The following is a 22,672-nucleotide window of genomic DNA, read 5'->3' as shown; positions in this document are numbered from 1 at the left end:
TCTGTGTTATTCCTACGTAATTGTAATTCACAGTCACGAGACAAGAAAATACCCCAGGCGTATAAAAGCAGCCTAGGGTATTATTATTTAAAATTTAGTCCGTAACAGGCATCCAGCCAGGAATAGTCGTCAGCGCACCCCACAAGTAGTCAGGAATGACCAGCTCCTGCTGGGCTTGCTTGGACAATGTCGTGCGAATGGTATCCTCTGTACCGTTCTGCACTTTCTGAACCCATTGCGGCTCCATCAGCAACGGACGTCCCAGTGAAACAAGCGGTACACCTGTCTCCAGTGCTGCAAGCGCCTCGTCTGGTGTATTCAGGGAACCCACTCCCATGACTGGTACACGGTTCCCAACCTTCTCATGAATCAGAACCGTACGTGAACGTTCGTCACTACGGTCGCGGAACGAACCGCCGAAGAAATGATTTACGGAAATGTGCAGGTAATCCAGCCCTTCATCCGCCAGACGGTCTACAAGCACCATCGTATCATCCAGCGTGATGCCTGGCGTGTGTCCTTCCTCAGGAGACAAGCGGTATCCGAAGATAAATGGACGCTTCGCATGCTCTGTGATTACTTTCTTCACTTCGTGAACAATTGCCAGCGGAAAGGTCAAGCGTTTCTCAAGACTTCCTCCCCATTCATCGGTACGAATGTTGGAATGCGGAGAGAAGAATTGCTGCACCAGGTAACCGTTCGCTCCGTGAAGCTCTACACCATCATAGCCTGCTTCAATCGCGCGGCGAGTTGCTTCGCCATAGGCGCGGATGACGCGGTGGATATCGTCAGATGTCATTTCACGCGGCACAGGTGCGCCTTCTTTTTCCTCAGCTACTGCGCTTGCACTGATTGGTTGTCCGTCTGGAATCTGATCCGGTGGGCACAGGCGGCCACCATGATAAATTTGCAGAATCGCTTTCGCGCCCTCCTGATGAATCGTATCCGCCAGACGACGCAGGCTAGGAATCATTTCATCCTTGTCCGCACCAAACTCATTAACAAATCCTTTGCCATCTGGAGTTACATACACACAAGCGGTAATAACCGCGCCCACACCACCGGAGCGTTCACGGTAGTATGCCAGTTCCTGGTCACTGACTTCGCCATTTTCGTGGGAAGCAAAGTTAGTCATAGGGGCCATCGTAATGCGGTTCTTCAATGTAACACCGGATGGCAGGGTATAAGCTTCAAATAAAGGATTATATTTCGGGTTCATTCGTTCTCTCTCCTTCAGTTTAAGTCAGATCAGATCATATAGGGCTATTGAGCATGAAACGAATACGAATTCAATGTCATTTTCCTTCCATGACGAAGCCTCTTTGCTGTTGCTTACTTAAATACAGTGGTTATAATAACCACAGTATAATGATCCGCCCCTATAAAGTCAAATCCAACCTTTTTGACCTCCCTTAAACTGTCCGAAAAGTCCGAAATTTAGCCACTTTACATCAGCTATTGACAGTCGCTTATCTGCTTCCGGCTATGCTATCTTTCTCCTCCCGGCGGGAAAACCAGGTCGCGAGCAACGAGCCGGAAATATTATGCCACACGCTAAAAATCGCACTCGGTACAGCAGCAATCGGATTAAAATGAGCCGCTGCCAGCGCAGCGCCCAGCCCGGAATTCTGCATTCCTGTTTCCAGCGTAACGGCTTTACGCTTGGAAAGATCCATGCCGAATAGCTTGGCAAACCAATATCCGAGCAGAAAGCCGATACCGTTATGCAAAATAACCACAGCAAAAATAATCGGACCTGTCTCCAAAATTTTGCCTTTGCTGCCTGCAACCACAATAGCCACGATAAGTACAATCGCCATGGTTGAAATGAGCGGCAGCGCCTTGACACTGGCTTCCGCTTGTCTGCGGAATAGCGATTTGACGATTACACCCAGCACAATAGGGACAATAACCACGATGAGGATATCCATGATCAGCGACTTCGCATCAATATTCATCCAGCGTCCGGCAAGCAGACTAATCATCGCTGGGGTTGCCAGTGGAGCAATCAGCGTCGACACTGAAGCGATCGATACGCCAAGCGCCACGTCACCTTTGGATAAGAGCGTCATTACGTTGGATGCAGTTCCACTTGGACAACAGCCGACCAAAATGACACCCACCGCAATATCCGGTGGAAGCTGCAATACTAATGCCAATACAAAGGCGAGAAACGGCATGATCAGATAGTGCCCTACCACTCCTATAGCCACATCCACTGGACGCCGGAACACTTCACGAAAGTCGGCCGCAGATAAAGTCAGCCCCATCCCGAACATGACAATGCCCAGAAATAACTGTATGTATCCTTTCAACCCTGTAAACGCCGTAGGAAAGGAAAATCCCAAACATGCAAATAAAAGCACCCAGACGGAAAAGGTCCCACCTACAAATTTTCCTACTTTCTCTAATCCTCTCATTCTACTGATCCCCTTACTTCTATATAAGCTGATTTAAGAAAATGCACATCGGAAGCATCTTCTGGCTGCATAGTTGGCACGCCATGTGAACTCTTCCTTCAGCTTATATAGTGCTTAAAATTTTTACCATTGTACTACATATGAATGCATATACATACTACTTTTTATGATTTTATTGGGATCAAGAAACTTTTCCCCGTTCGGACATATTTGAAAGCAAAGTGGGTATATTCATAGTAGAAGATAGTGACCAGTCGGTCATTTTGAACATCATTTGTTGAGGAGGAGTTATTCCTATGTCACGAAGCCATCCGTATAAATGGTGGAATATTATTGCATTCATCGCTGTCGTTCTCGTTAATATTTTGGCTTCTACACTTCCTATTGGCGGAAGAAGCACCGCTGCTGTATCCAACATGTATCCTACCTTAATTACGCCAGCAGGTTACGCTTTTTCCATCTGGTCGGTCATCTACGTGCTACTCGCCTGTTTTGCCGTGTACCAAGCTACATCTACAGGGCAAGCCAAGACAAGCGTTCAATCTATCGGTATTTTCTTTATTTTGAGCTGTCTCTTCAACATCATCTGGATTTTCCTATGGCAGTATGTATACGTAGAACTGTGCGTGATCGTCATTATTTTATACTTGCTCTCCCTATTCGTCGTATATACACGTACTCGTACACCGCAGCCAACTCGCGGAGAAATGTGGTTCGTCAAGCTTCCTTTCAGTCTGAATCTCGGTTGGGTATCTGTGGCTACCATCATCAACATTGCAGTAGCATTGGAAAAGAATGAATGGAGTGGCTGGGGTCTCAGCGATACGCTATGGGCGACCATCATCCTGTTTATTGGCACCGTATTGGCCATCTTGGTCAGCTTTCCTTATCGTGACAGCATCTACCCACTTGTATTTGTATGGGCCTATGTCGCCATCGCCATCGAGCATCCAAACAATGAAAATGTACGGCTGGCTGCATGGGTCTTGTCGGCAATCATCCTGGTGTACGCGCTATGGCTATTCTTTGCCCGTAATCGAGACCGGGATTAAAGGAAACGAATATCATCTCCTAGCAACAAGCACAAGCGAGCATGGGTCTGAATCATTTTAGCCCAAGCTCGCTTGCTTTGTTTTTTCTAAAATATGATCAGGCATAGACTTTAATCAAATCTAAAAGCTTGCTTGTCGATTGATCCGTATTAATTTTCTCCATATTGTGAATGTAATCCAACCTTTTTTCATACAAACGAAGAATCATATCGACAAAGCGTTCAGATTCCAGCTCTTCTTCTTCTAAAAATTCACACAATCCTTGTGCTTTAAATGATTTTGCATTTAGAATCTGATCCCCCCTGCTGACTGCCTTTGAAAGAGGTATCAACAGCATAGGCTTGCGCAACGTCAAGAATTCAAAAATGGAATTTGAACCTGCCCTGGAAACAACCATATCTGCCATCGCCATTACATCCGCCAGTTCATCGTTTATGTATTCAAATTGCTGATAACCATTCGTATGAATAGAATCATTCACTTGGTTCTTACCACAAATATGCACGATTTGAAATTGAGCGAGCAAAGCCTCTAAATTCAGCCAAACCAGCTCATTGATCTTCTTGGAGCTTAAACTCCCACCCATGATGAGCATGATGGGCTTATTTCGAGTAAAACCGCAGTAGGCTAACCCTTTGGCCGCCTTCCCCTCTTTTAGCTCATCTCTCACAACAGCACCAATGTATCGGGTATTCCTAGAGCGAAAATATTCAGTTGTTTCAGGAAAAGTAGTACAAATTTCGGTAGCAAACATGCTGGAAATTTTATTCGCTAATCCAGGGGTAAGATCGGATTCGTGGATGATGACGGGGACTCTGTTCAACCACCCAGCCAATACCACAGGAACGGAAACAAACCCGCCTTTTGAAAAAATAATATTCGGTTTTTCTTTCTTTATAATCCGGTATGCTTGAGAAATTCCCTTAAGCACTTTAAAAGGGTCCTTAACATTATTCCAGTCAAAATATCTGCGTAATTTCCCGGTTGCGACACTAAAATAACACACGTCTTCTAATCCAGAGATCAGTTTTCTTTCAATCCCTTGTTCAGAGCCTATGTATTGGACACTCCAAACAGCACTCATTACATTCAAAACAACCGGATGCCACTATAGTAGTGACACCCGGTTCCATGCAAACTATTTATTATATGAACGAACCCTGGTAACTTATTCGCCCTTCAATGCAATGACTTCAATCTCCACCAGTGCGTCCTTAGGCAGACGAGCTACCTCCACCGCACTCCGTGCTGGGTATGGTTGCTCGAAGAAGGAACTGTACACCTCATTGACACTGACAAAATCGTTCATGTCCTTCAGGAATACAGTCGCTTTCACAACCTGGTTCATGTTGCTGCCTGCCGCTTCCAGAATGGCCTGTACATTGCTCAAGGACAGGCGAGCCTGCTCCTGTACATCCTTGCCGAACTCACCTGTTGCCGGATTCAGCCCAAGCTGTCCTGAGGTGTAAATAAACCCGCCTGCCTCTACCGCTTGGCTATAGGGCCCGATCGCGCCGGGGGCTTTTTCAGTAGCAATTGTTTTTTTCATATGGGTTGGATTCTCCTTCCTGATACTGGTTCACCGTATTATAGCATGTGAAGTCCAAAGCCACTATTCCGTGCGACGGTTTGACACGTTAGGTTTCTCTAAAGATACCTTACTGCGATGGTGCTATATTTTTTTATTTCCGCTGTAACCTTTAGAGCCCATGTATCATCTAATTCTTGTAACCTGCTACACAATAGATTGTACAAATTCAAATACAGGTACAATTACATTGATCATAGCTAGTATAGACGGGAAAGGAGCACCATCCTTTGAATCTCGAAACAAACGTATACCAAGCAAGGCACGGGGATCGCAAGGCGTTCGTCGTCTTGATGAAACAGATGGAATCCGATATGTATGGCATGGCACGTTCCATTCTTCGCAGCAATGAGGATTGCGCGGACGCAATACAAGAAGCGATGCTCAAAGCATACAAGTCTCTGGGTGAGCTGCGTGAACCTCGCTATTTTAAAACATGGCTGCTTCGTATTCTCATTAATGAATGCCATCTCATGATCCGTAAGCAAAAACGGGTTGTACCCGTCGCGGAATTTATAAAGGAACCGTCCACCTCGGGCGGATACGAAAAAATCGAGCTGCGCGAGGCCATCGACCACTTGGAGGAATCCATGCGAACCGTGATTTCCCTGCACTATTTGCGTGATATGCCGATCAGGGAAATCTCAGAGCTACTGGACCTATCAGAGGGTGCCGTCAAAACACGATTGCACCGTGCTCGCAGAACATTAATGGATCTGCTACAAAATCGCGGAGAAAGGAAGGTGACCTTTCAATGAATCCTTCAGAGTGTGAGAATCAGGAACAAAAGCTGGATGAGAAATTACAATTGGAAAAAGAAAACTTGGAAGCAGATATGGCAGACATCCCTGATTTGGTAAGGCAACGCCTAGACGCATTTTATGCACAAATGGAATCAGATTCTGACTTGCTACCCAACCATTCATCCTCTCATCGACCCGTTAAAAGGTTTCTTCGGAGAACTGCAATTACCGCTGCTTCTGCAGCGCTCATTGGCGTTATGATCATTGGCAGCGCCTATGTTTCGCCTACAATGGCGGAATCATTGAAACAGGTCCCCCTTGTCGATAGCGTGTTCAAGCTAGCCGGGGATCTTGGGCTGCAAACCGCTGACCAGAAAGGATTGGTAACTTCATCGAATCTCAGCGTTACCCATGACGGTATTACATTGAAGGTACCTCAAATCATATTTGATGGGACACGCTTGGTCGTCGCGTTGGAAAAAAGCGGTGGGGATTCACAGCATCAATTGCTGTACCCAACTACCAATACGCAAGGGCAGGAAGAGGATATGGTGGAGAAGATAGACCTGTCCATCAATGGGACGTCGGTCGACAGCAACAGTAGCGCCTTTAATCTCATGTATGGTCGTCCGGGCAAAGACAATAATTCTATGCTGATTGCGTATATGCGTGACCCTGCCAGTGGTAAAGCCGCCTTACCAGATCAGTTTGAGCTAGAGGTATATGCAAAGTTAAAAGGTGTATTCGAGCCGTTCCGCATACAAACCACGGTTCACAAAACTAAAATAAATAACAAGATACTTCAGCCGCAAATGAGCAAATCTAATCCTTATCTTGCATTTACGGTAGAAAAGTTAGAAATGACCCCTATCACGACCAAGATTACAACATCGTTCAAAATGCTGACCGATATTGCACATATGCCGGATGAGTACACCGTGGAACGAGAGTACAATAACATGAAGAATGGACACACGATCCAGTACACCAAAAAGGAATTGGATATACTCGATTATGCTGTATTCGACGAGCAGGGAAGAGAACTTCAATTGCTGAGCGGTTCTGGAGTTCCCCATACCAAAGAACGTGACAGCAAAATGATCACACTGTTTACTCCTTTTGTGGACACTCCCCAGAAGATCATTTTCAAGCCATATATCTTGCCAACCCAATCAGGAGGTAGCGCCCTACTCGATGCTAAAGGTAACTGGACACGCCATTACATCGATGAATTAGAAATTACGATCGATGTGCCGCAAAATACAAACCACCCATAAAACACGAATAACGCCGCTGCTGTCCGAATGATCGGGCAACAGCGGCGTTATTATCATTTCTAATCCTAAGCGTGGTTTTAGACATTGTCATCAGGAGTTGTTCCTGTACCAGGCTCCTCATCATCGGAGGTTAGTTCTGCACCGATGACCCGAATGATGTCATTCGGATAAATATGTACACCGCTCGCCTGCGCGAGAGCAATTCGTACCATAGCTCGTGCGATGAACGAAGCGGGAATGGCACGATAGGAAGCGAACCTGCCCGTCATTAGGCCATCTAGCGCTTTCATGACAATCGTGGTAGCGGCTTCGCCAAATCGTCGTTCAGATCTCGCTCCCAAAATGAGCGACGGACGGAACAAATGCAGTGCAGGCAATCCAATCGCGGCAAGCCCCTCTTCAGCCTCACCCTTGGTACGGTTATAAAACACACGTGAATCCGGATCAGCGCCCATCGCAGAGATCGCAAGCATTTGTACTGCTCCAGCCTCTTTACCCAACTGAGCTGTCAGAACCGGATAGTCCAGATCCACCTGTCGAAACTGCTCCTTGGAGCCAGCCTTTTTCATCGTTGTCCCAAGGCAGCAAAACACATCATCCACCCCTTCGAGGGCGAAGGCCGACTTCTGTGGTTGTTCCCAGTCGATGAGCGCCTGCTCTAGCTTGGGATGCTTGATGTCCAATGGACGCCTGCCCAAAACCATGACGCGGGTGTATTCTTTTTGCACCAGTAGCTCCCGTACAACATAACCCCCGACAAGCCCTGTGCCACCCACAACGACCGCTTTACGTTCCATGATATACCTCCTAACGCTCCTTGTCCCATGATTGCGATCAGGTTAATTTAAACGGCTGTTCGTCCGCCTCCTTGCTGTCGGACGGACACATAGGCAGGTACAGGGAAAAAGTACTTCCCTTGCCTTCTTCACTCTCCAGACGGATAAATCCGCCTAACAAGCGGGAAAAATCACGGCTGATGGACAACCCCAGTCCGGTTCCACCATATTTACGATTAATCGAACCGTTCGCCTGCTGGAATGCCTCAAAAATAACATGCTGCTGAAGCTTGGATATACCGATGCCTGTATCTTTTACAGCAAATACAACCCAATCTCCCTCCTGACCCTTTCGATCCAGATGCTGTGTGCTGATTTCCAGCAATACACGTCCTTCATGAGTAAACTTAAAGGCATTGGACAATAGATTGCGTAAAATTTGCTGTACTCGTTTGGAATCGGATCGGATTTCATCCGGTACATGTTCATGCACGTTCAGGCTGAATTCCAGGTTTTTATCCTTCGCTGTGACATCAAAATGCATCATCATCCCCTGCGCAATTTCACGCACACTGACTGGCTCACTTACGATTTCCATGTGTCCAGCCTCGACCTTGGATAAGTCCAGAATGTCATTAATCAGTTGGAGCAAATCATGGCCCGAGGCATAAATTAGATCACTGTACTGGTATAGCTCGTCCTCATTCAGCTCTTTTCCCTGCTCATTGATAATCTGTGCCAGGTTAATGATGCTGTTAAGAGGTGTACGTAACTCATGCGACATCGTTGCCATAAAATCCGATTTATACTGGGAAGCCATCATCAACTGCTTGGCGCGTTCCTCTAAAATAATCTTTGCCTTTTGCAGCTGATCACGCTGCTCTGACAACAACTCATTCGCCTGCTGAATCTGATAGTTTCGCTGCTGCTCCATCTGAAAATCACGTAATATCAGTGCAAATAAAAAGCTGAGGATAACGCCGATAGGCAGTGTAAGAGGAACGACCTCTGCTACATAATAGCGCCAGGGAATGACGCCCAGGAAGGCAATATTTAACGTATTTACAATATTAACCGCTAAAATGGTTACAGATGCCTTAATAATCAAGCGCCAAGTGGAGCGGCGCATCCAGTAGTTCAAACCGGCGCATAATACGCCCAAAATGCTCATATTCAGAAAACCGACCCACGCCGCCATATTCAGGCCGAAAGTAAATCTCGTAAGACCGATTGCTACCCCAATAATAATCAGCGTGTAGGAACGGGGATACACCAATGCTGCGATAATGAGCGGAACAAAACGCAGATCGAAAATAACCGTTTCATTGAAATTAAAGCCAAAGCAAGAACTGACCCATCCGCCAAATACCACCAGCAACACTGAGCTGACATATTTGAACCGCGTAGACGTACGACTCAAGCCATATTTATAAATCACGTTCGCCACATAGGCAACGGCAATCAGCATCCCCAAATTCATTATAAACATCGTTGAAAATTGCATGGATTCACACTCCCATTGCGCGAGAAATTGGATGCCAGGCCTATGCTAGCCGATTTTGCCTTACTCGTACATCATAACATGAAGCCCCATCTTTCGACATATCCAAGAGGCTTGCGTGTGTGTATAAAAAAAGCGAACCGCAACGGCTCGCCCTAGTGGGAGTATCTATAGAGTCAGCTTGGAATGCCTTTGTTCCGGCGCCACTCCTTGACAAATAATTCGGCAAAGTAAGGATCCCACTGGGTTCCTTTACCCTCTTCCAATATCATAACCGCCTTCTCTTCCTTCATACCTTTCCGATAGGGACGATCCGACGTCATCGCATCATAGGCATCTGCTACGGCTATGATGCGCCCAAATAGTGGGATGTCTTCCCCGGAGAGCTGGTCAGGGTATCCCTTGCCATCATAACGCTCATGGTGCGAGCGCACGCCGGGCAGATAAGGGGCCATAGCATAAGCCGGCTCCACTTGCCGAAGAATACTCTCCCCCATAACCGGGTGCATTTTAATCTGGTCAAACTCCTCGTCCGTCAGCTTGCCATCCTTAAACAACACAGCGTCAGCCACACCGATTTTACCGATATCATGCAGCAAGGCTGTTTTACGCAGCAAGTCGAGGTCCGTCTCGCCCAAACCGCCCTTTCGCCCAATGAGTACAGAGTATTCAGCCACGCGCAACGAATGTCCTGCGGTATAGGCATCCCGCGCATCCAGCGCTGCAGCCAAAGTGGCAAAGTAACTGTCTAATAGCTGACCGTTCTTTTCCTCTCGTTCCTTCAGGCCCTCGATCATCATGTTAAATCCTTCGACCAGCTCCGCAAATTCGTCCGAATACAAGTCACTGGCGTTACTATTCAGGCGGCCTTCCTTCACTTCATTCATTTTTTCCAACAAGTGATGGATCGGCTGTTCGATCTCACGGGTTAGCAGCCTGCCTCCCAAATAAGCAAACGCTACACCAGAAATTAAAATCGTACCCGCCCATGCCCAATAGGAGCCGGAATCCGTCGCCTCCAAACGTTCCAGCCGAATCTGTGTAGCTAAACAAAACAGAAACAGAGGAAAAGCACCAATTAACGTTGCACTTAACTGAAATTTATGCCGAAGTGATAGCAGAACTCGACCTCGCAGGGACAGGTTCAATCCATATTGCTGATAGGTTCGATCCCGAATCTCCTCCAGCAACGGTTTGATTGCTCTCATGGTCAGAAAAAATTCAACCAGTGCATGCATGGAAGCGACCAAACAAGCTCCTATACAGGCGATTCCTACATAATAAAAGGGAAAGGTAAGTTGTCCAGTATGTATCATCCATAGTGCAATGACGGCTGCCGGGATAGAGAAGCCTAGCAAATGCGGTCCAACAATACGTAAAACGGACAAATTAGGCAGATGATGAACCCGGATATACACCGCTTCTACATCCTTGAGCGTCTCCTGATTGCCTTGGAAAAAACGATGAACGGGTCTTAAGTGCATTCGAAACACTATGGTTTCACAGACAATCATAATGACGCTGGAAAATGCAACAATTTTGACAAGACCCAGAAGCTCATAGTGGGCTACATTTAACGTGGAAAATACAAAAATCATACATACCAGTAGTACAGCAATAAATGAACCTATAATATAGTTCAGGATAACATGCTGAATAAAGCGCTTATAGATCGGCAAAATGCTACCCCTCTTTTCATCCGTACGCTCATAAAATATCTTTGTATTCAATATCGGAGTCCAGCCGTCAAAAGTTAACCTTCTTCCATGAGCAATTTGCATGAATCCTAGGAAAATAACACTAGCGAGCGGTCCGCATCGGATTCTGGCTTTCGCAGGGCACCTTGGTCTGGCAAAGTCCGCAACCGGCACCCGATTCAGCCTCACCGCCGTTTAACACTGCCCACTTTCGAGATTCCTCGCCGTACACAAATTTCATGCAGGCGATTTTGTCATGACCGCCTTCCTTGCTGATGGCCTGCACAGGGCAGCGAGTAATGCACACACCACAAATGCCTTTGCTGCACAGCAGACAGTTACCGGTATGGCTCAGGTTCGAGGATACTCTGACATCAGGCGGCACCTGCAGATCCGTTACTACAGACAGCAGGCGGATGGCAATTCCTTTTTCGGTGATGAAGCCATCGTTGATACTGAAGGTGCCGAGACCGGCTGCATACGCGATATGCCGTTCCGACCAATTAGAGACTGGACCACCTGTGGCACCGTGGATGTTGTACCAATCCGTATCCAGCGGCGCCACAGCTCGATAGCCAAGTCCAGTCAGATATCCCGCCAAATGGTGCCTTGCCGAACGCACAAAATATTCATCGCCAAAGGTCCGTAGTAGCGCCCACTCTCTGGAGGCTCTTGCTTTTTGCGCACGATTGGCCTTGCGAATCGTCTCACTGATCGGCAGCACAACACTGACAACGGCGCCTCCACCAAAACTTCCTGTGCCGAAGGTCCGTTCGAAGGCTTCCTGCGGCGTAGCATGGTCGAGGCCCACCACTCTTTTATAATCCTCAAACAAAGGATCATTGGCCTCTGCAAATTGAATAATCGGTTCCTCGTAGTAAGGGCTCTGTAATTCTTCGCAGAAATTGCGCTTGTCTTCGCTCACATAGGCCTTCATCTCGGCTGCGATAAGTTCTTTCATGTCTGGTACGGGCGTTACCATCCTATCCACATCCCTCTTCTTAAGTTATTGTGATTCTCTCGAATTCCTGGCGGATACCCGGTGACCGATGAGTGGCTGCGTTACATATCTGAACCCCCTATTCGTGTATATACACGAATAGGTCAGCATGGCCTCCCTTATTAGGCGAAGGCTAATCACAGTCTCAATTTTTCAATTTTGGATAACAGTGCGGTCAATATCTGCAAATCGGCGCTTCCCAGTGACTCCTGTAAAAATAACTGCGCCTCCTCCCAGAGCTCTGCTGCATCGTTATATAACGCTTTTCCTCTCTCTGTCAGGGTAAGGCAGCGGTTCCGGCTTCCCTCAGCGGATGTATCCTCCACATACCCGCTTTGCTCCAGGGCCTTCAAATTGCGCACAAGCGTGGTTCGGTCGAGTCGCATCTCCGATGCTAATTCGCTTACGCTTACGGGTCCCAGTACCGTTAAGTGCTTGAGCAGCGAAAACTGGCTGATATGGAGTCCACTTGGAGCCAGATACTGGTCATACAGCCCTGTTACAGCCATCGAGGCACGACGCAGATTAATGCATGTGCAGACTGAGGGCGAGTTATTCTGTGATGTTTTTTTGTCTTTCCTTGAGGCAGTCATAGTTCTTGTTTCCTTCCATCTTTCGTGTAACTACACTATTTCAAAATTCGCACGCTCTGTCAGGGCAATTTATCACAGCCTCTATTCTCTGCAAATGAAAATAAGTCTAATCCATTGCAGAAAGTGCATTATTTCCAGTCTACAATCAAAAAAACCAAAAATCCCTTGTGTTTTAGAATCATTATTGTTATACTGTATTAGTATGTATTAACCCCATAGGATTCCACGCAAGAAGCTATACTCCTATCACCGCATGGAGCTTCTCCAAATTTTATGTATAACCCTAATGTAGAATTTTGAGCTTTTGCCGAAGATTTTCACATTCACACTGGCGCGGTCATCGGAGCCGCAAGGACGAAAGAGAGGTAGGGCTTTTGTCGTTTGGAAAATAAACAGAGGAATCAGACTGCCCCTTATGAACATGCTGACCATATAATACAAGGTAGCAGGGGTTAAATATATATTATGCCGTCAAACGATGAAGTTTGAGCAGGCCGTGCAGTATACGCAAGCTGCGCAGATCCTCCGGATGATCCCCGGGGGATTTTTCATATACGGAAAACGCATCTATGAACAAAAAAGTGACCCTGCCGATACATCGACAGGGCCTATAGCTTGATCAAAAAGGGGTTAATAGGGTCATTATAGTCTTGCTTTCTTAAAACAAAATGATATGCACCTTAAAAACTCATTAATTTTCCAGCTTTATATGGCTACTAATAATTCGTCCAATATTCCATACTACCGGACTGTATCTTTTGGGTAGTAGGGCGTCCAGCTTCCACTTGGGCAGGCTTGTAGCTGGAAGGACGCTCCCATCCTTCCAGTAAAACAATATGCTGGGTACCTGTGTTAGTTTCCCATGTGATATAGCGCTCTTGTTCCATATGTCGCAATGCAGCTGTAATTTCAGAGTCTCGCCTACCCGTTTTTGCTGACAATTCAGCCATTGTAGGCATATGGCGATGCTGGGCAAAATAATTATACAAAATACGTAGTAGCTTCCGTTCCAAATCCGGCAACATCGTTACCCCTCCCAAAGAACATATGTTCCCATTATAACACATAAAAATGCACCCTCCTACTGGAAGATGCATACGGGCTTGTATGCCCATGCTGAATTTAGTTTTTTTCCTTTTCCTGACGACCGATAGAGCGCAACCACCAAGAGATTCCTCCAACGCTTCCAAGCGCCAAAACCGTCAAGAAAATAATATAAAACAAATGAAATGTACGATCACTCATGGCAATCGCCTCCTTACTTTATGTATACACTTTCCAGCTAAGCCTGTAAACCTCTTTTTGATCCCACAATCACATTTTCGCCAAACATTTGACAATAGATACTTGCTTAGGATGCATCGGTGCACACTTATCAAAAATGGTTAATATCAAATAGGAGACAGATCAAGGAGGTTATCGAATATGAAGTTTCTATTGATCGTGATCATCATTGCGCTGATCGTTGTTTTGCTCATGAGAAGACGCAGATGAACGAAGACATCCTCTATGGTTAACTGAGAATACAAAAAGGGCTTTCGGTACATCACCGAAAGCCTTTGTTCATCTGAGGTTAAGGCTGAACTACGCCTTGTTCTTTTTGCTATATTTAATAAAAGCAATCACAAGCGCTATAGCAAACAATATTCCGCTGACTACCCATGTGGTCAGAAACGCCATACCCAAGCCGACATTAGCCCCCATGGTCGGGTGCTTCATAGCAGTAAACACCGAGCCCTGCATCATAAATATGGTACAGAACAAAACAACGGGTGCCAAAATAATTGTGCTTGCGGTCTTACGACTACCAGATACTGCAATTACACACAGAGCAGAAATCACCAAGATCACCCAATAGATAACTGCTTCCCAAATCGCTGAAGTGCCCACCTGTTCGACCTCTTTTCTATCCATCATATATACCTCTTCTATTGTAACAGACGTCACACAGTGAACCAAGCCATAATTTGATTAGAAAAGGGCTAAACCCTGCCGACAATGTAAATAATGTATAGTAGCAGACAAACCTACATAGAAGAAATGAAAGGAATTGATCTTATGAGAAGTGCAAGTCCTTTTGTCATTGTGAACGATGTGCAGCAGTCGGTTGACTACTACCAATCTGTTTTAGGCGGGAAAATCAAAGTACTGAACAAGCAGGACGGCAGGCTCTTACATGCCGAACTGCACCTGGGCAGCAGCCATATCCATTTTTCCGATTCCTATGGTAAACCACTGAAAGCACAGCATGTCCAAATCATTCTCGACTGTGAGAGTGAGGATGAGCTTAAACAGGCTTACCATGCACTATCCGAAAAAGGCACCATCACTGTAGAACTACAAGATACCTTCTTTGGTGCGCTGCACGGCGAAGTAACGGATCATCTGAATCAAATTGGATGGGTGATGAACTATTTCAAAAGATGATTACGTTTAGCCATAACTGAATACGTCTTGTAGCCGCCATCAACGTTTCTCACCCGATATCCGGATTGGGTTAGAATTCTGGCCGCTAGATAGCCGCGTAGCCCGACTTGGCAGGATACCGCGATCTCCAGATCAAGAGGAATTTCCGACATCCGCTCTCTGATCTCGGCCAGTGGAATATGAATAGAACCTGGAATCGCTCCTCCCTGTAGCTCCATCGCATCCCGGACATCAATAACAAGACCACCATTGCGGTAAAAATCGTCAACTTCATGGCACTGTATCGTCTGGACCAGCCCATCCAGGATGTTCGAAGCTACGTAACCCGCCATATTCACTGGATCTTTAGCTGAAGAATAAGGAGGTGCATAAGCAAGCTCGATATCTGCCAGCTCACGGACGGTTAAATGGCCGCGAATCGCCGTCGCAATAACATCAATCCTTTTGTCGGCTCCGTCAGCCCCAACAGCCTGCGCTCCGTAGATCATCCCGGTCTTCGGATGAAAGAGCAGCTTCATAGAAATGGGTGACGCGCCAGGATAATAACCGGCATGTGAACCAGGATGAATATGAATAGCCTGATAAGGAACAGCTAGCCGCTGCAATGTTTTTTCATTGTTACCTGTAGAAGCTGCGGTCAATGCAAAGGTCTTAATTACGGATGTTCCGAGCGCACCATCATAGGAAATCGGCTGACCATTAATATGATCCGCTGCCAAACGCCCCTGCCGATTGGCTCCCCAGGCCAGCGATACCATCGTTACAAACCCATGATTGCGGTCTTTGACCTGGATGGCATCACCTACCGCATAAATGGACGGATCACTGGTTTGCAGCTGTGCATTCACCTGAATAGCGCCGCGAAAACCTAGTTCCAATCCGCATTGCTTGGCCAACTCATTTTCAGGCACCACGCCAATCGCCAAAATAACCATATCCGTCTGAAGCATCTCCTCAGAGGTCAAACGTAGCCGTGTACCCTGTTCTTCAAAAGCTGCGACTCCTTCCTCTAAACGCACCTCCACCCCGTTCAGCTGCATATGCTGTTCCACCAGTTTGGCCATTTCAGGGTCAAGCGGATTCAACACTTGTTGTCCTTTATCCATAACGGTTACTGCAAGTCCACGCTCCCGCAAATTTTCAGCCATCTCCAGCCCAACAAATCCAGCACCAATTATCGTGGCATGCTTGGGTTGCCTTTCATCTACATATGCCTTAATAAGGTCGGTGTCATGAATGTTTCTTAACGTAAATACATTTGTAGCTTCATGTAGTCCGGGAATGTCTGGTATCATCGGTTTGGCTCCCGGCGACAATACCACAATATCGTACGCCTGCTCATCCATCTCTCCTGTGATCATATCGCAGTAACGGACAAGCTTATGCTCGCGGTCTATTTGTATTACTTCTTTCAGCACCCGAACATCTATATTAAATCGGTCTCTAATGCCTTGAGGCGTCTGGAGAAACAGCTTCTCCCGTGCCTGGATTGTCCCCCCAATATAATAGGGAAGACCACAGTTTGCAAAAGAAACATGCTCACCGCGTTCAAACAGAATAATCTCGTCTTCCTCATTCCATCTACGCAATCTCGCCGCAGCAGAAGCTCCACCTGCTACCCCGCCAATAATAACTATCCTCTTACCCATTTCTTCCCCTCCTCATATACCCTATGGGGTATAATATATACCTATGGGGGTATGATGTCAACAAACAAAAAAGGCAGAGGTTACCCCCCGCCTGCTCAAACCCTAAACGAAACCCGATTGGAATCACAAATCACTTGCGACTGCTGCAAAAATGCCTTATCTCACTGGGCTAACTAGCCGCCAACTACTGTTTATTACTGTTGACTGGCCGCGATTGCCTGCTCCAGATCATACAAAATATCGTCTATCGCTTCGGTCCCGACAGATAAACGTAACAGCTCCGGTTTGACTCCAGCAGCCACCTGTTCTTCTACGCTCAGCTGCTGATGGGTTGTGCTTGCCGGATGAATAATCAAAGACTTGGAATCGCCCACATTCGCCAGATGAGAAAACAGCTTTACATTCGCAATCAGCTTGCTTCCCGCCTGACTCCCGCCTTTGATACCAAAGGTCAAGATTGCCCCTTGTCCTTTTGGCAAATATTTTTGGGCCAACTCATAGGATGGATGGCTCGGCAATCCAGAGTAGCTGACCCACTCCACATCCTTGTGACTTTCGAGGTATTGCGCTACTTTCAGGGCATTCTGACTATGTCTTTCCAGCCGCAGATGCAATGTTTCCAAGCCTTGAAGCAGTAGCCATGAATTGAACGGAGAAATGGCTGCTCCCAAGTCACGCAGCAATTGCACCCGTGCCTTGATAATGTACGCGATAGGTCCCACCGCCTCGGTGTACACAACTCCATGGTAGCTTGGGTCCGGCTCAGTCAGTCCGGGGAAACGACCACTCGCTTTCCAGTCAAACTTGCCACTGTCCACGATTACCCCGCCAAGAGACGTACCGTGTCCGCCAATAAACTTGGTTGCCGAATGCACCACAATGTCCGCTCCATGTTCGATAGGGCGTAATAAATAGGGGCTTGGGAACGTGTTATCCACAATCAGCGGAATACCATATTCGTGTGCAATCGCTGCTACAGCTTCTACATCCAGCACATTTCCCTGTGGATTGCCAATCGTTTCGGCAAATATGGCCTTCGTTTTATCCGTGATGGCTTGGCGGAAATTCTCCGGATCATCCGAATCGACAAAATGTACTTGAATACCCAATTTCGGTAGTGTAGTAGAAAACAGATTATATGTACCGCCATACAGGCTGGAGGCCGATACAATTTCATCTCCAGCTCCTGCAATGTTCAGAATGGAGAAGGAAATCGCCGCCATTCCCGAAGCTGTGGCCAACGCGCCAGCTCCGCCTTCCAGTGCGGCAATTCGTTGCTCGAATACATCCGTAGTCGGATTCATCAGACGCGTATAAATGTTGCCGAATTCTTTCAGCGAGAACAAATCAGCCGCATGCTCGGCATCCCGAAATCCATATGAAGTGGTCTGGTACAACGGAACGGCGCGGGCAAAGGTATTAGGATCAATCTCTTGTCCGGCATGGACAGCGAGGGTTTCGAATGACAGCTTGCGTTCTTCTGACATGATTATTGCCTCCCTTGTTATACGTGCTGTATGAATCGTCTCTTCCTGTATGCGTAGTCTTGGATGATTTTTCAACTATTCTCGCACAAAAAGAACGATTTGGGAAGATAATTCTCATTATTCAGGTAGGATATTATTATTTTATTGAATAATCAGGTTTCGGATCGGAAGGTTTTGCCCAAATGCTCGCCCAGACCAAAATAATGGCGGAAATTATAGATGAGCGGACTCCACTTTGCTGGATCAATATGATTCTCTCCGAGGATCATATCCTGATGAACATGCACCTGTATGGCTTGGGTTTCGACGATCGCAAAATAAGGAGAATGGTCAGGAATCCGCATCTCCTTCACCTTGGCTTCAATTTGAATAGGGCACTCCCTGATTCGGGTGGGCTTGACTCTATTCGATTCAATCGCAGCCAGTCCGCTGATCTCATGCTTATCTTTTTGATATGAAAATCCATTTTTCTCTTTTTCCGCTGGAACGGGATTCTTGCCTGTAAAAGGAGCCAAACGCTCTACATTTTCCCACATGGAAGGCCCAGGAACATTGATTACACATTCGGGATGACGCTCTATATTTTCTAATGCTTTGCCACCTGTTCCAATACCTAGCACCACACAATCTCCTAATGCCCACGAGGAGGAAATAGGGCTAATATTGGTCGTTCCATCCTCATTCAGCGTGTTGAGTAAAATCACAGGGGTTCCGTAATATAAAATGCTAGTGTTTATCGTTTTTATGCTGGGGGTACGATTCATCTGATTTATTGGATTCATTGGGTCCATGTTTTATTCTCCTTCTGTTCAGATCTGCCTCCTTATTGTAAAATGTAAACATTTCAACCTTCATCGAAGTATAGATTACAAAGGGGGATAACCGTGCCATGAGCACCCAATCGAATGTAGCCATGATTGCTTCTCTCGTCAGCGAGCCTTCCCGTGCAGCTATTCTCACCGCTTTATTAGATGGTAGATTCCACACGGCAAGTGAATTAGCCCATATGGCAGGTATCAAACCGCAAACCGCCAGCTTCCATCTGGCTAAAATGACCGAAGCACAAGTCATTACTGTAGAAAAACAAGGGCGGCACCGTTACTATGGCATTCAAGACCCCGAGGTTGCCCAGGTGATGGAGTCACTTTTGTCCATAGCTCCACCTGTTCCAATCAAGTCATTCAAGCAAGCCTCCGAAAACGAGGCCATACGGTTGGCAAGAACTTGCTACGACCATGTTGCGGGTCATTTAGGCGTACAGATCATGAGTTTTTTCATGCAAAAGGGGATTCTTTCCGAGGATCAAGACGGACTTCATATCACCCAACAAGGAGAGATTTTCTTTGCTGACTTTCAGATCAACCTCAAGAATACAAGACAAAAGCGTCGCTCCTTCTCACATAAATGCCTGGATTGGAGTGAACGACGCCATCATCTTGCTGGTGCTTTAGGAAGTGCTCTTCTAGACAGATTATTCGAATTACATTGGGTCGAGCATCTGCCCACAACCCGAGCGATACGCATTACAGCCGAGGGTAAAAGAGGTTTTAAAGAGGTATTTTCGATAGAGATCGGCTAAGTAATCATAGTTCTAATGCTTTTCTTGTTTCGCATTGAATGTTATGACTGGAGACAAGGACCTTTGTTTTCTCGTCAATGGCCGGACATAGGCATAATTGTTTTTTGGGGCCTTTCCTTTTGCCACACCTGCTTTATATCCTCCAGCAGCAGCCGGAATGGCAACCAAGGTTCCATAGGTTCTCATCGCCCGTTCAATTGGGAAAGATACAGAACGCATTCCATCGGTAGATCCGGCAAAATGAACTGCGGCTGCATAATTGTTCAGCCGATCGTTACTGTCATTCAGCCATACGGAACCCGAATCTCCAGGTCCAGTTCGTCCCTGGGTAAAACGAATGACGGTTTGATCACGGAAAATCTCGATTCCCGAATCGCCCCTCACTCTTTGTTCCACGCCAATCGCCTCCACGACTCCTCTGGCGAAGCCGTTTGTTTTAGCCATTCTTTTAAACGTCATTCCCAGACGATAGCTCAATAAGTGCCCAGGCACGGTAATAAGACCACCACTTTGGTTAATCAGATACCTCGGATTAAGCAGACTATTTGAATTGGCAATAGCTATGGCAGAGTCCTGAAAGTTAACACCTGTCGTAGTAAGCGGGACAAATTGAAAAGCTCTCCCGATCTGATCCGCCGTTCTGCCGCCATCTGCCGGAGAAGGCTGAATGGTATTGTGAAATTGGTTTGTATTCGTCGGGACTAGGACATGGGCATTACTCAAAATAAACAAAGTATTATTCTTAATAACAATGAGTCCTCCGGTTCCTCCTGCAGTGGTGGGAACCGTTGTTCCTACACTGACCGCACCGGGCACGGGGCGCCATCTTTGGCGTGGGTTCGTTTGGGTAGGAGTCGCCGCTTCCCTTTTGAAGGAACCCACACCTAAAATTCGGATAGGTACCGCAGAAGCCTGACTTATATTATGGGTTACTGCCTGCAATTCGGTTTGCGTCACAGCCGAAAGATTTCTCAAGGTGTATACCACAATCGCCGCGCCCTTTGCCGGTCTATTGGGATCAGCATAACCTACTCCAATCCCTGTTACTCCGTTCCGTTTGAGCATCGTTCGCCATATCCGACTCTTCAGCTTGAAAGCTTGATAAAAGGTAGCCACAGCCACATACATCTCCTTTTCATAGTCAATGATGTATATACATATGACTAATCCGCACATCATGACTGTGCGTTTCCCCAGAACAGTGAAAAAGGTGTGGGCTGGAAGCAAACGACTGCTTTTATTGATCAGTCTTCCTAAAGAACTCTACCATTTCGATAAATGATTGCTGAGCTGAATGTACGTGATATCGGGGAGAGTACGGATCACTGAATCCGTGCTGTCCGCTGAATTTATGTACCCGGATATTATGGTTGTCTAAAGCTGAAATGAGCTCATCCACATTAAATGATATTTCTTCCTGTGGGAAAAAAAGTAGTGTTGGACAATGTGGAGTTATTTCCAAATAATTTCGAATACGAGAGCCATAGTATCCTACGATTCCATCAACATATTTTTCTTTGCTACACAGCCAGGCAATCGTTGCCCCGATGCTAAACCCGACGATAAATACCTTTTTATAGCGAGCTTGAATACTTAACAATAAACTTTCAATATGATAAGAAGCACGTTCGAATCCTATATTTTTTATGAAATGGGCATAGGCAGCTTCCTCTTGCGAATAGTCAAAAGGCGTTTCCTTGCCTATTAAATTTGGACAAATGACGTCGTAATTCTCATCCGATAATAAGCTGCAATAATTTTGTATATGCTGGTTAATTCCATAAATCTCATGCAGCACGACAATGAGGGTGTCCGACTTCTTATCTATGCTTATCATGTTGCCCCCCTAACCAGGTTTGAATATGGGAAAACAATTCAACCGGATACGCATATTTATACTCTTATATTAACAACCTGCAGAAAAGCCTCATCAGATATTGAAGGAGTACCTGCGATTGTTGTGGTCTGAGGGATGATTTTGGTTTCCATTTCCCGTCTTATCGAGTCAGAAAACTCATCAAAGGGCTTATTCTCTCTTGCCCGGGACCCTACGATATAAATCGCTATATTTCATCATTAGAAGTTCCCCATTCGAATATTCGCTCTTCGAGCACTTCGTAAGCATTATTCATACTTCCTAACCTCCCTTTTTTAGAAAATACTATATCCAATATGATCATTTCGCTATATATTTTTAGATGAAATCTTGAGAAATGCTACCTGGCATACACCACTCATCCAATCAATTCTACATCTTCACCCTATGATATAATTCTCTCAGTATTATCGTATGGAAGGAGGATACAGATGTCGGAGCAGCAAGTATACGTCCGGTTCCCAGAAGAAGTGGACGTCACAGAATTGACAGCAATGTACAAACGCAATCGGGAATTCTTTGATACGTTTTCGCCAAACCACCAAGAAGAGCACTATACGGAGGAGCACCAGCTCCAAACGATTATTAAGAGTAAGGCTGACATGGTAGAGGATCGGAAATATTCCTTCGTGGTGTGCCACAAGGAAGACAATCAGATTATAGGCAGCATAGGTCTATCTTTTGTAGTAAGGGGACCACTTCAGAGCTGTATGATCGGATACAGCCTAGACCAAGCCTATAACGGCAAGGGTTATATGACGGAGGCGGTGAAGCAGGTGGTTCGCTACGCTTTCGATGAACTAAAATTTCATCGGATCGTCGGAGAAGCCTCTCCTCGGAATCCAGGGTCCATCCGTGTGCTTGAGAAGGCTGGCTTTCACAAAGAAGGCATTTCTCGAAGCAACGTAAAAATTAATGGAAAGTGGGAGGACCATCAGGTTCTGGCGATTATCAATCCATCAGAGGATATCTAAGTTTAGTGAATATTGGTCTTGAAAGTTAATGGA

The 22,672-nt window shown here is 46.2% G+C and carries 23 protein-coding genes; 6 read left to right on the top strand and 17 right to left on the bottom strand.

Translation table 11 applies throughout. The features are described 5' to 3' along the window. Nucleotides 1-94: 94 nt before the first annotated feature. Both HFD99_RS19405 and HFD99_RS19400 read right to left on the bottom strand, forming a co-directional pair. Nucleotides 95-1,219 carry an NADH-dependent flavin oxidoreductase gene (locus HFD99_RS19405; protein ID WP_016819487.1) on the bottom strand — a complete coding sequence of 375 codons (1,125 nt, stop codon included), beginning with the start codon at nt 1,217-1,219 and terminating at the stop codon, nt 95-97. Nucleotides 1,220-1,469: 250 nt separating this feature from the next. Continuing rightward, entirely contained in the window at nt 1,470-2,420 is a 951-nt protein-coding gene (locus HFD99_RS19400; RefSeq protein WP_123796760.1) for a bile acid:sodium symporter family protein, read from the bottom strand. A gap of 296 nt (nt 2,421-2,716) precedes the next feature. Between HFD99_RS19400 and HFD99_RS19395 the strand changes: the two genes are divergently transcribed. After that, nucleotides 2,717-3,472: a tryptophan-rich sensory protein gene (locus HFD99_RS19395; RefSeq protein WP_123796759.1), complete on the top strand. Its 756-nt coding sequence runs from the start codon at nt 2,717-2,719 to the stop codon at nt 3,470-3,472. A gap of 97 nt (nt 3,473-3,569) precedes the next feature. Here HFD99_RS19395 and HFD99_RS19390 read toward each other — a convergent pair whose 3' ends face one another. Together HFD99_RS19390 and HFD99_RS19385 are read right to left on the bottom strand one after the other, a co-directional pair. Then, nucleotides 3,570-4,556: an undecaprenyldiphospho-muramoylpentapeptide beta-N-acetylglucosaminyltransferase gene (locus HFD99_RS19390; RefSeq protein ID WP_123796758.1), complete on the bottom strand. Its 987-nt coding sequence runs from the start codon at nt 4,554-4,556 to the stop codon at nt 3,570-3,572. Between the two features lie 84 nt (nt 4,557-4,640). Beyond that, nucleotides 4,641-5,021 carry a RidA family protein gene (locus HFD99_RS19385; protein ID WP_013308546.1) on the bottom strand — a complete coding sequence of 127 codons (381 nt, stop codon included), beginning with the start codon at nt 5,019-5,021 and terminating at the stop codon, nt 4,641-4,643. Between the two features lie 269 nt (nt 5,022-5,290). Here HFD99_RS19385 and HFD99_RS19380 point away from each other — a divergent pair, with 269 nt between their 5' ends. Together HFD99_RS19380 and HFD99_RS19375 are read left to right on the top strand one after the other, a co-directional pair. Then, entirely contained in the window at nt 5,291-5,818 is a 528-nt protein-coding gene (locus tag HFD99_RS19380; protein WP_123796757.1) for a sigma-70 family RNA polymerase sigma factor, read from the top strand. Further along, nucleotides 5,815-7,080: a DUF4179 domain-containing protein gene (locus HFD99_RS19375; RefSeq protein ID WP_090891074.1), complete on the top strand. Its 1,266-nt coding sequence runs from the start codon at nt 5,815-5,817 to the stop codon at nt 7,078-7,080. The genes HFD99_RS19380 and HFD99_RS19375 overlap by 4 nt, the downstream gene beginning before the upstream one ends. 77 nt (nt 7,081-7,157) lie before the next feature. On the opposite strand, the gene HFD99_RS19370 is transcribed toward HFD99_RS19375, so the two are convergent. From HFD99_RS19370 to HFD99_RS19340, 8 genes are all read right to left on the bottom strand, one after another. Next, nucleotides 7,158-7,877: an NAD(P)H-binding protein gene (locus tag HFD99_RS19370; RefSeq protein ID WP_167440980.1), complete on the bottom strand. Its 720-nt coding sequence runs from the start codon at nt 7,875-7,877 to the stop codon at nt 7,158-7,160. A 37-nt stretch (nt 7,878-7,914) separates the two neighbouring features. After that, entirely contained in the window at nt 7,915-9,360 is a 1,446-nt protein-coding gene (locus HFD99_RS19365) for an ATP-binding protein (RefSeq protein WP_123796755.1), read from the bottom strand. Between the two features lie 173 nt (nt 9,361-9,533). After that, a complete protein-coding gene (locus tag HFD99_RS19360) occupies nt 9,534-11,036 on the bottom strand; it encodes an HD-GYP domain-containing protein (protein WP_029514330.1) in 1,503 nt (500 codons plus the stop codon). 121 nt (nt 11,037-11,157) lie between these two features. Beyond that, a complete protein-coding gene (locus HFD99_RS19355) occupies nt 11,158-12,036 on the bottom strand; it encodes a (Fe-S)-binding protein (RefSeq protein WP_123796754.1) in 879 nt (292 codons plus the stop codon). A 155-nt stretch (nt 12,037-12,191) separates the two neighbouring features. After that, entirely contained in the window at nt 12,192-12,647 is a 456-nt protein-coding gene (locus HFD99_RS19350) for a MarR family winged helix-turn-helix transcriptional regulator (RefSeq protein ID WP_017428040.1), read from the bottom strand. Between the two features lie 716 nt (nt 12,648-13,363). Beyond that, the gene (locus HFD99_RS19345) at nt 13,364-13,672 is read right to left on the bottom strand and encodes a hypothetical protein (protein ID WP_123796753.1); all 309 of its coding nucleotides are present in this window, start codon (nt 13,670-13,672) and stop codon (nt 13,364-13,366) included. Nucleotides 13,673-13,769: 97 nt separating this feature from the next. Further along, complete coding sequence (locus tag HFD99_RS25975) at nt 13,770-13,892, bottom strand: hypothetical protein (RefSeq protein WP_016819476.1); 123 nt, start codon at nt 13,890-13,892, stop codon at nt 13,770-13,772. Between the two features lie 339 nt (nt 13,893-14,231). Further along, nucleotides 14,232-14,564: a hypothetical protein gene (locus HFD99_RS19340; protein ID WP_016819475.1), complete on the bottom strand. Its 333-nt coding sequence runs from the start codon at nt 14,562-14,564 to the stop codon at nt 14,232-14,234. Between the two features lie 141 nt (nt 14,565-14,705). Between HFD99_RS19340 and HFD99_RS19335 the strand changes: the two genes are divergently transcribed. After that, a complete protein-coding gene (locus HFD99_RS19335; protein ID WP_016819474.1) occupies nt 14,706-15,074 on the top strand; it encodes a VOC family protein in 369 nt (122 codons plus the stop codon). Here HFD99_RS19335 and HFD99_RS19330 read toward each other — a convergent pair. The 3 genes from HFD99_RS19330 to HFD99_RS19320 form a co-directional block, all read right to left on the bottom strand. Next, nucleotides 15,059-16,723, bottom strand: coding sequence for a CoA-disulfide reductase (locus HFD99_RS19330; RefSeq protein ID WP_123796752.1), 1,665 nt, complete (start codon nt 16,721-16,723; stop codon nt 15,059-15,061). The two genes, HFD99_RS19335 and HFD99_RS19330, sit on opposite strands and share 16 nt — an antisense overlap. 194 nt (nt 16,724-16,917) lie before the next feature. Then, nucleotides 16,918-18,210: a homocysteine synthase gene (locus HFD99_RS19325; RefSeq protein WP_123796751.1), complete on the bottom strand. Its 1,293-nt coding sequence runs from the start codon at nt 18,208-18,210 to the stop codon at nt 16,918-16,920. A gap of 152 nt (nt 18,211-18,362) precedes the next feature. After that, a complete protein-coding gene (locus tag HFD99_RS19320) occupies nt 18,363-19,001 on the bottom strand; it encodes a flavin reductase family protein (RefSeq protein WP_123796750.1) in 639 nt (212 codons plus the stop codon). 98 nt (nt 19,002-19,099) lie between these two features. Here HFD99_RS19320 and HFD99_RS19315 point away from each other — a divergent pair, with 98 nt between their 5' ends. Then, on the top strand, nt 19,100-19,789 hold the full coding sequence (locus tag HFD99_RS19315; RefSeq protein ID WP_102998337.1) for an ArsR/SmtB family transcription factor: 690 nt from the start codon (nt 19,100-19,102) through the stop codon (nt 19,787-19,789). Nucleotides 19,790-19,801: 12 nt separating this feature from the next. Here the strand turns inward: HFD99_RS19315 and HFD99_RS19310 are convergent, their stop codons facing one another. Both HFD99_RS19310 and HFD99_RS19305 read right to left on the bottom strand, forming a co-directional pair. Continuing rightward, complete coding sequence (locus HFD99_RS19310) at nt 19,802-20,968, bottom strand: hypothetical protein (RefSeq protein ID WP_123796749.1); 1,167 nt, start codon at nt 20,966-20,968, stop codon at nt 19,802-19,804. 58 nt (nt 20,969-21,026) lie between these two features. Then, nucleotides 21,027-21,626, bottom strand: a complete 600-nt coding sequence (locus tag HFD99_RS19305) for a dienelactone hydrolase family protein (protein WP_123796748.1) — start codon at nt 21,624-21,626, stop codon at nt 21,027-21,029. Between the two features lie 470 nt (nt 21,627-22,096). On the opposite strand from HFD99_RS19305, the gene HFD99_RS19300 reads away from it, so the two are divergent. Then, nucleotides 22,097-22,639 (top strand): GNAT family N-acetyltransferase, encoded by a 543-nt coding sequence (locus HFD99_RS19300; protein WP_016819467.1) that lies wholly within the window; start codon nt 22,097-22,099, stop codon nt 22,637-22,639. Nucleotides 22,640-22,672 lie beyond the last annotated feature (33 nt).

Source organism: Paenibacillus sp. EKM301P (assembly GCF_011800295.1).
Lineage (GTDB): Bacteria > Bacillota > Bacilli > Paenibacillales > Paenibacillaceae > Paenibacillus > Paenibacillus polymyxa.
Note: the sequence above shows the minus strand (reverse complement) of the source record. Positions and strands in the feature narration are given on the sequence as shown.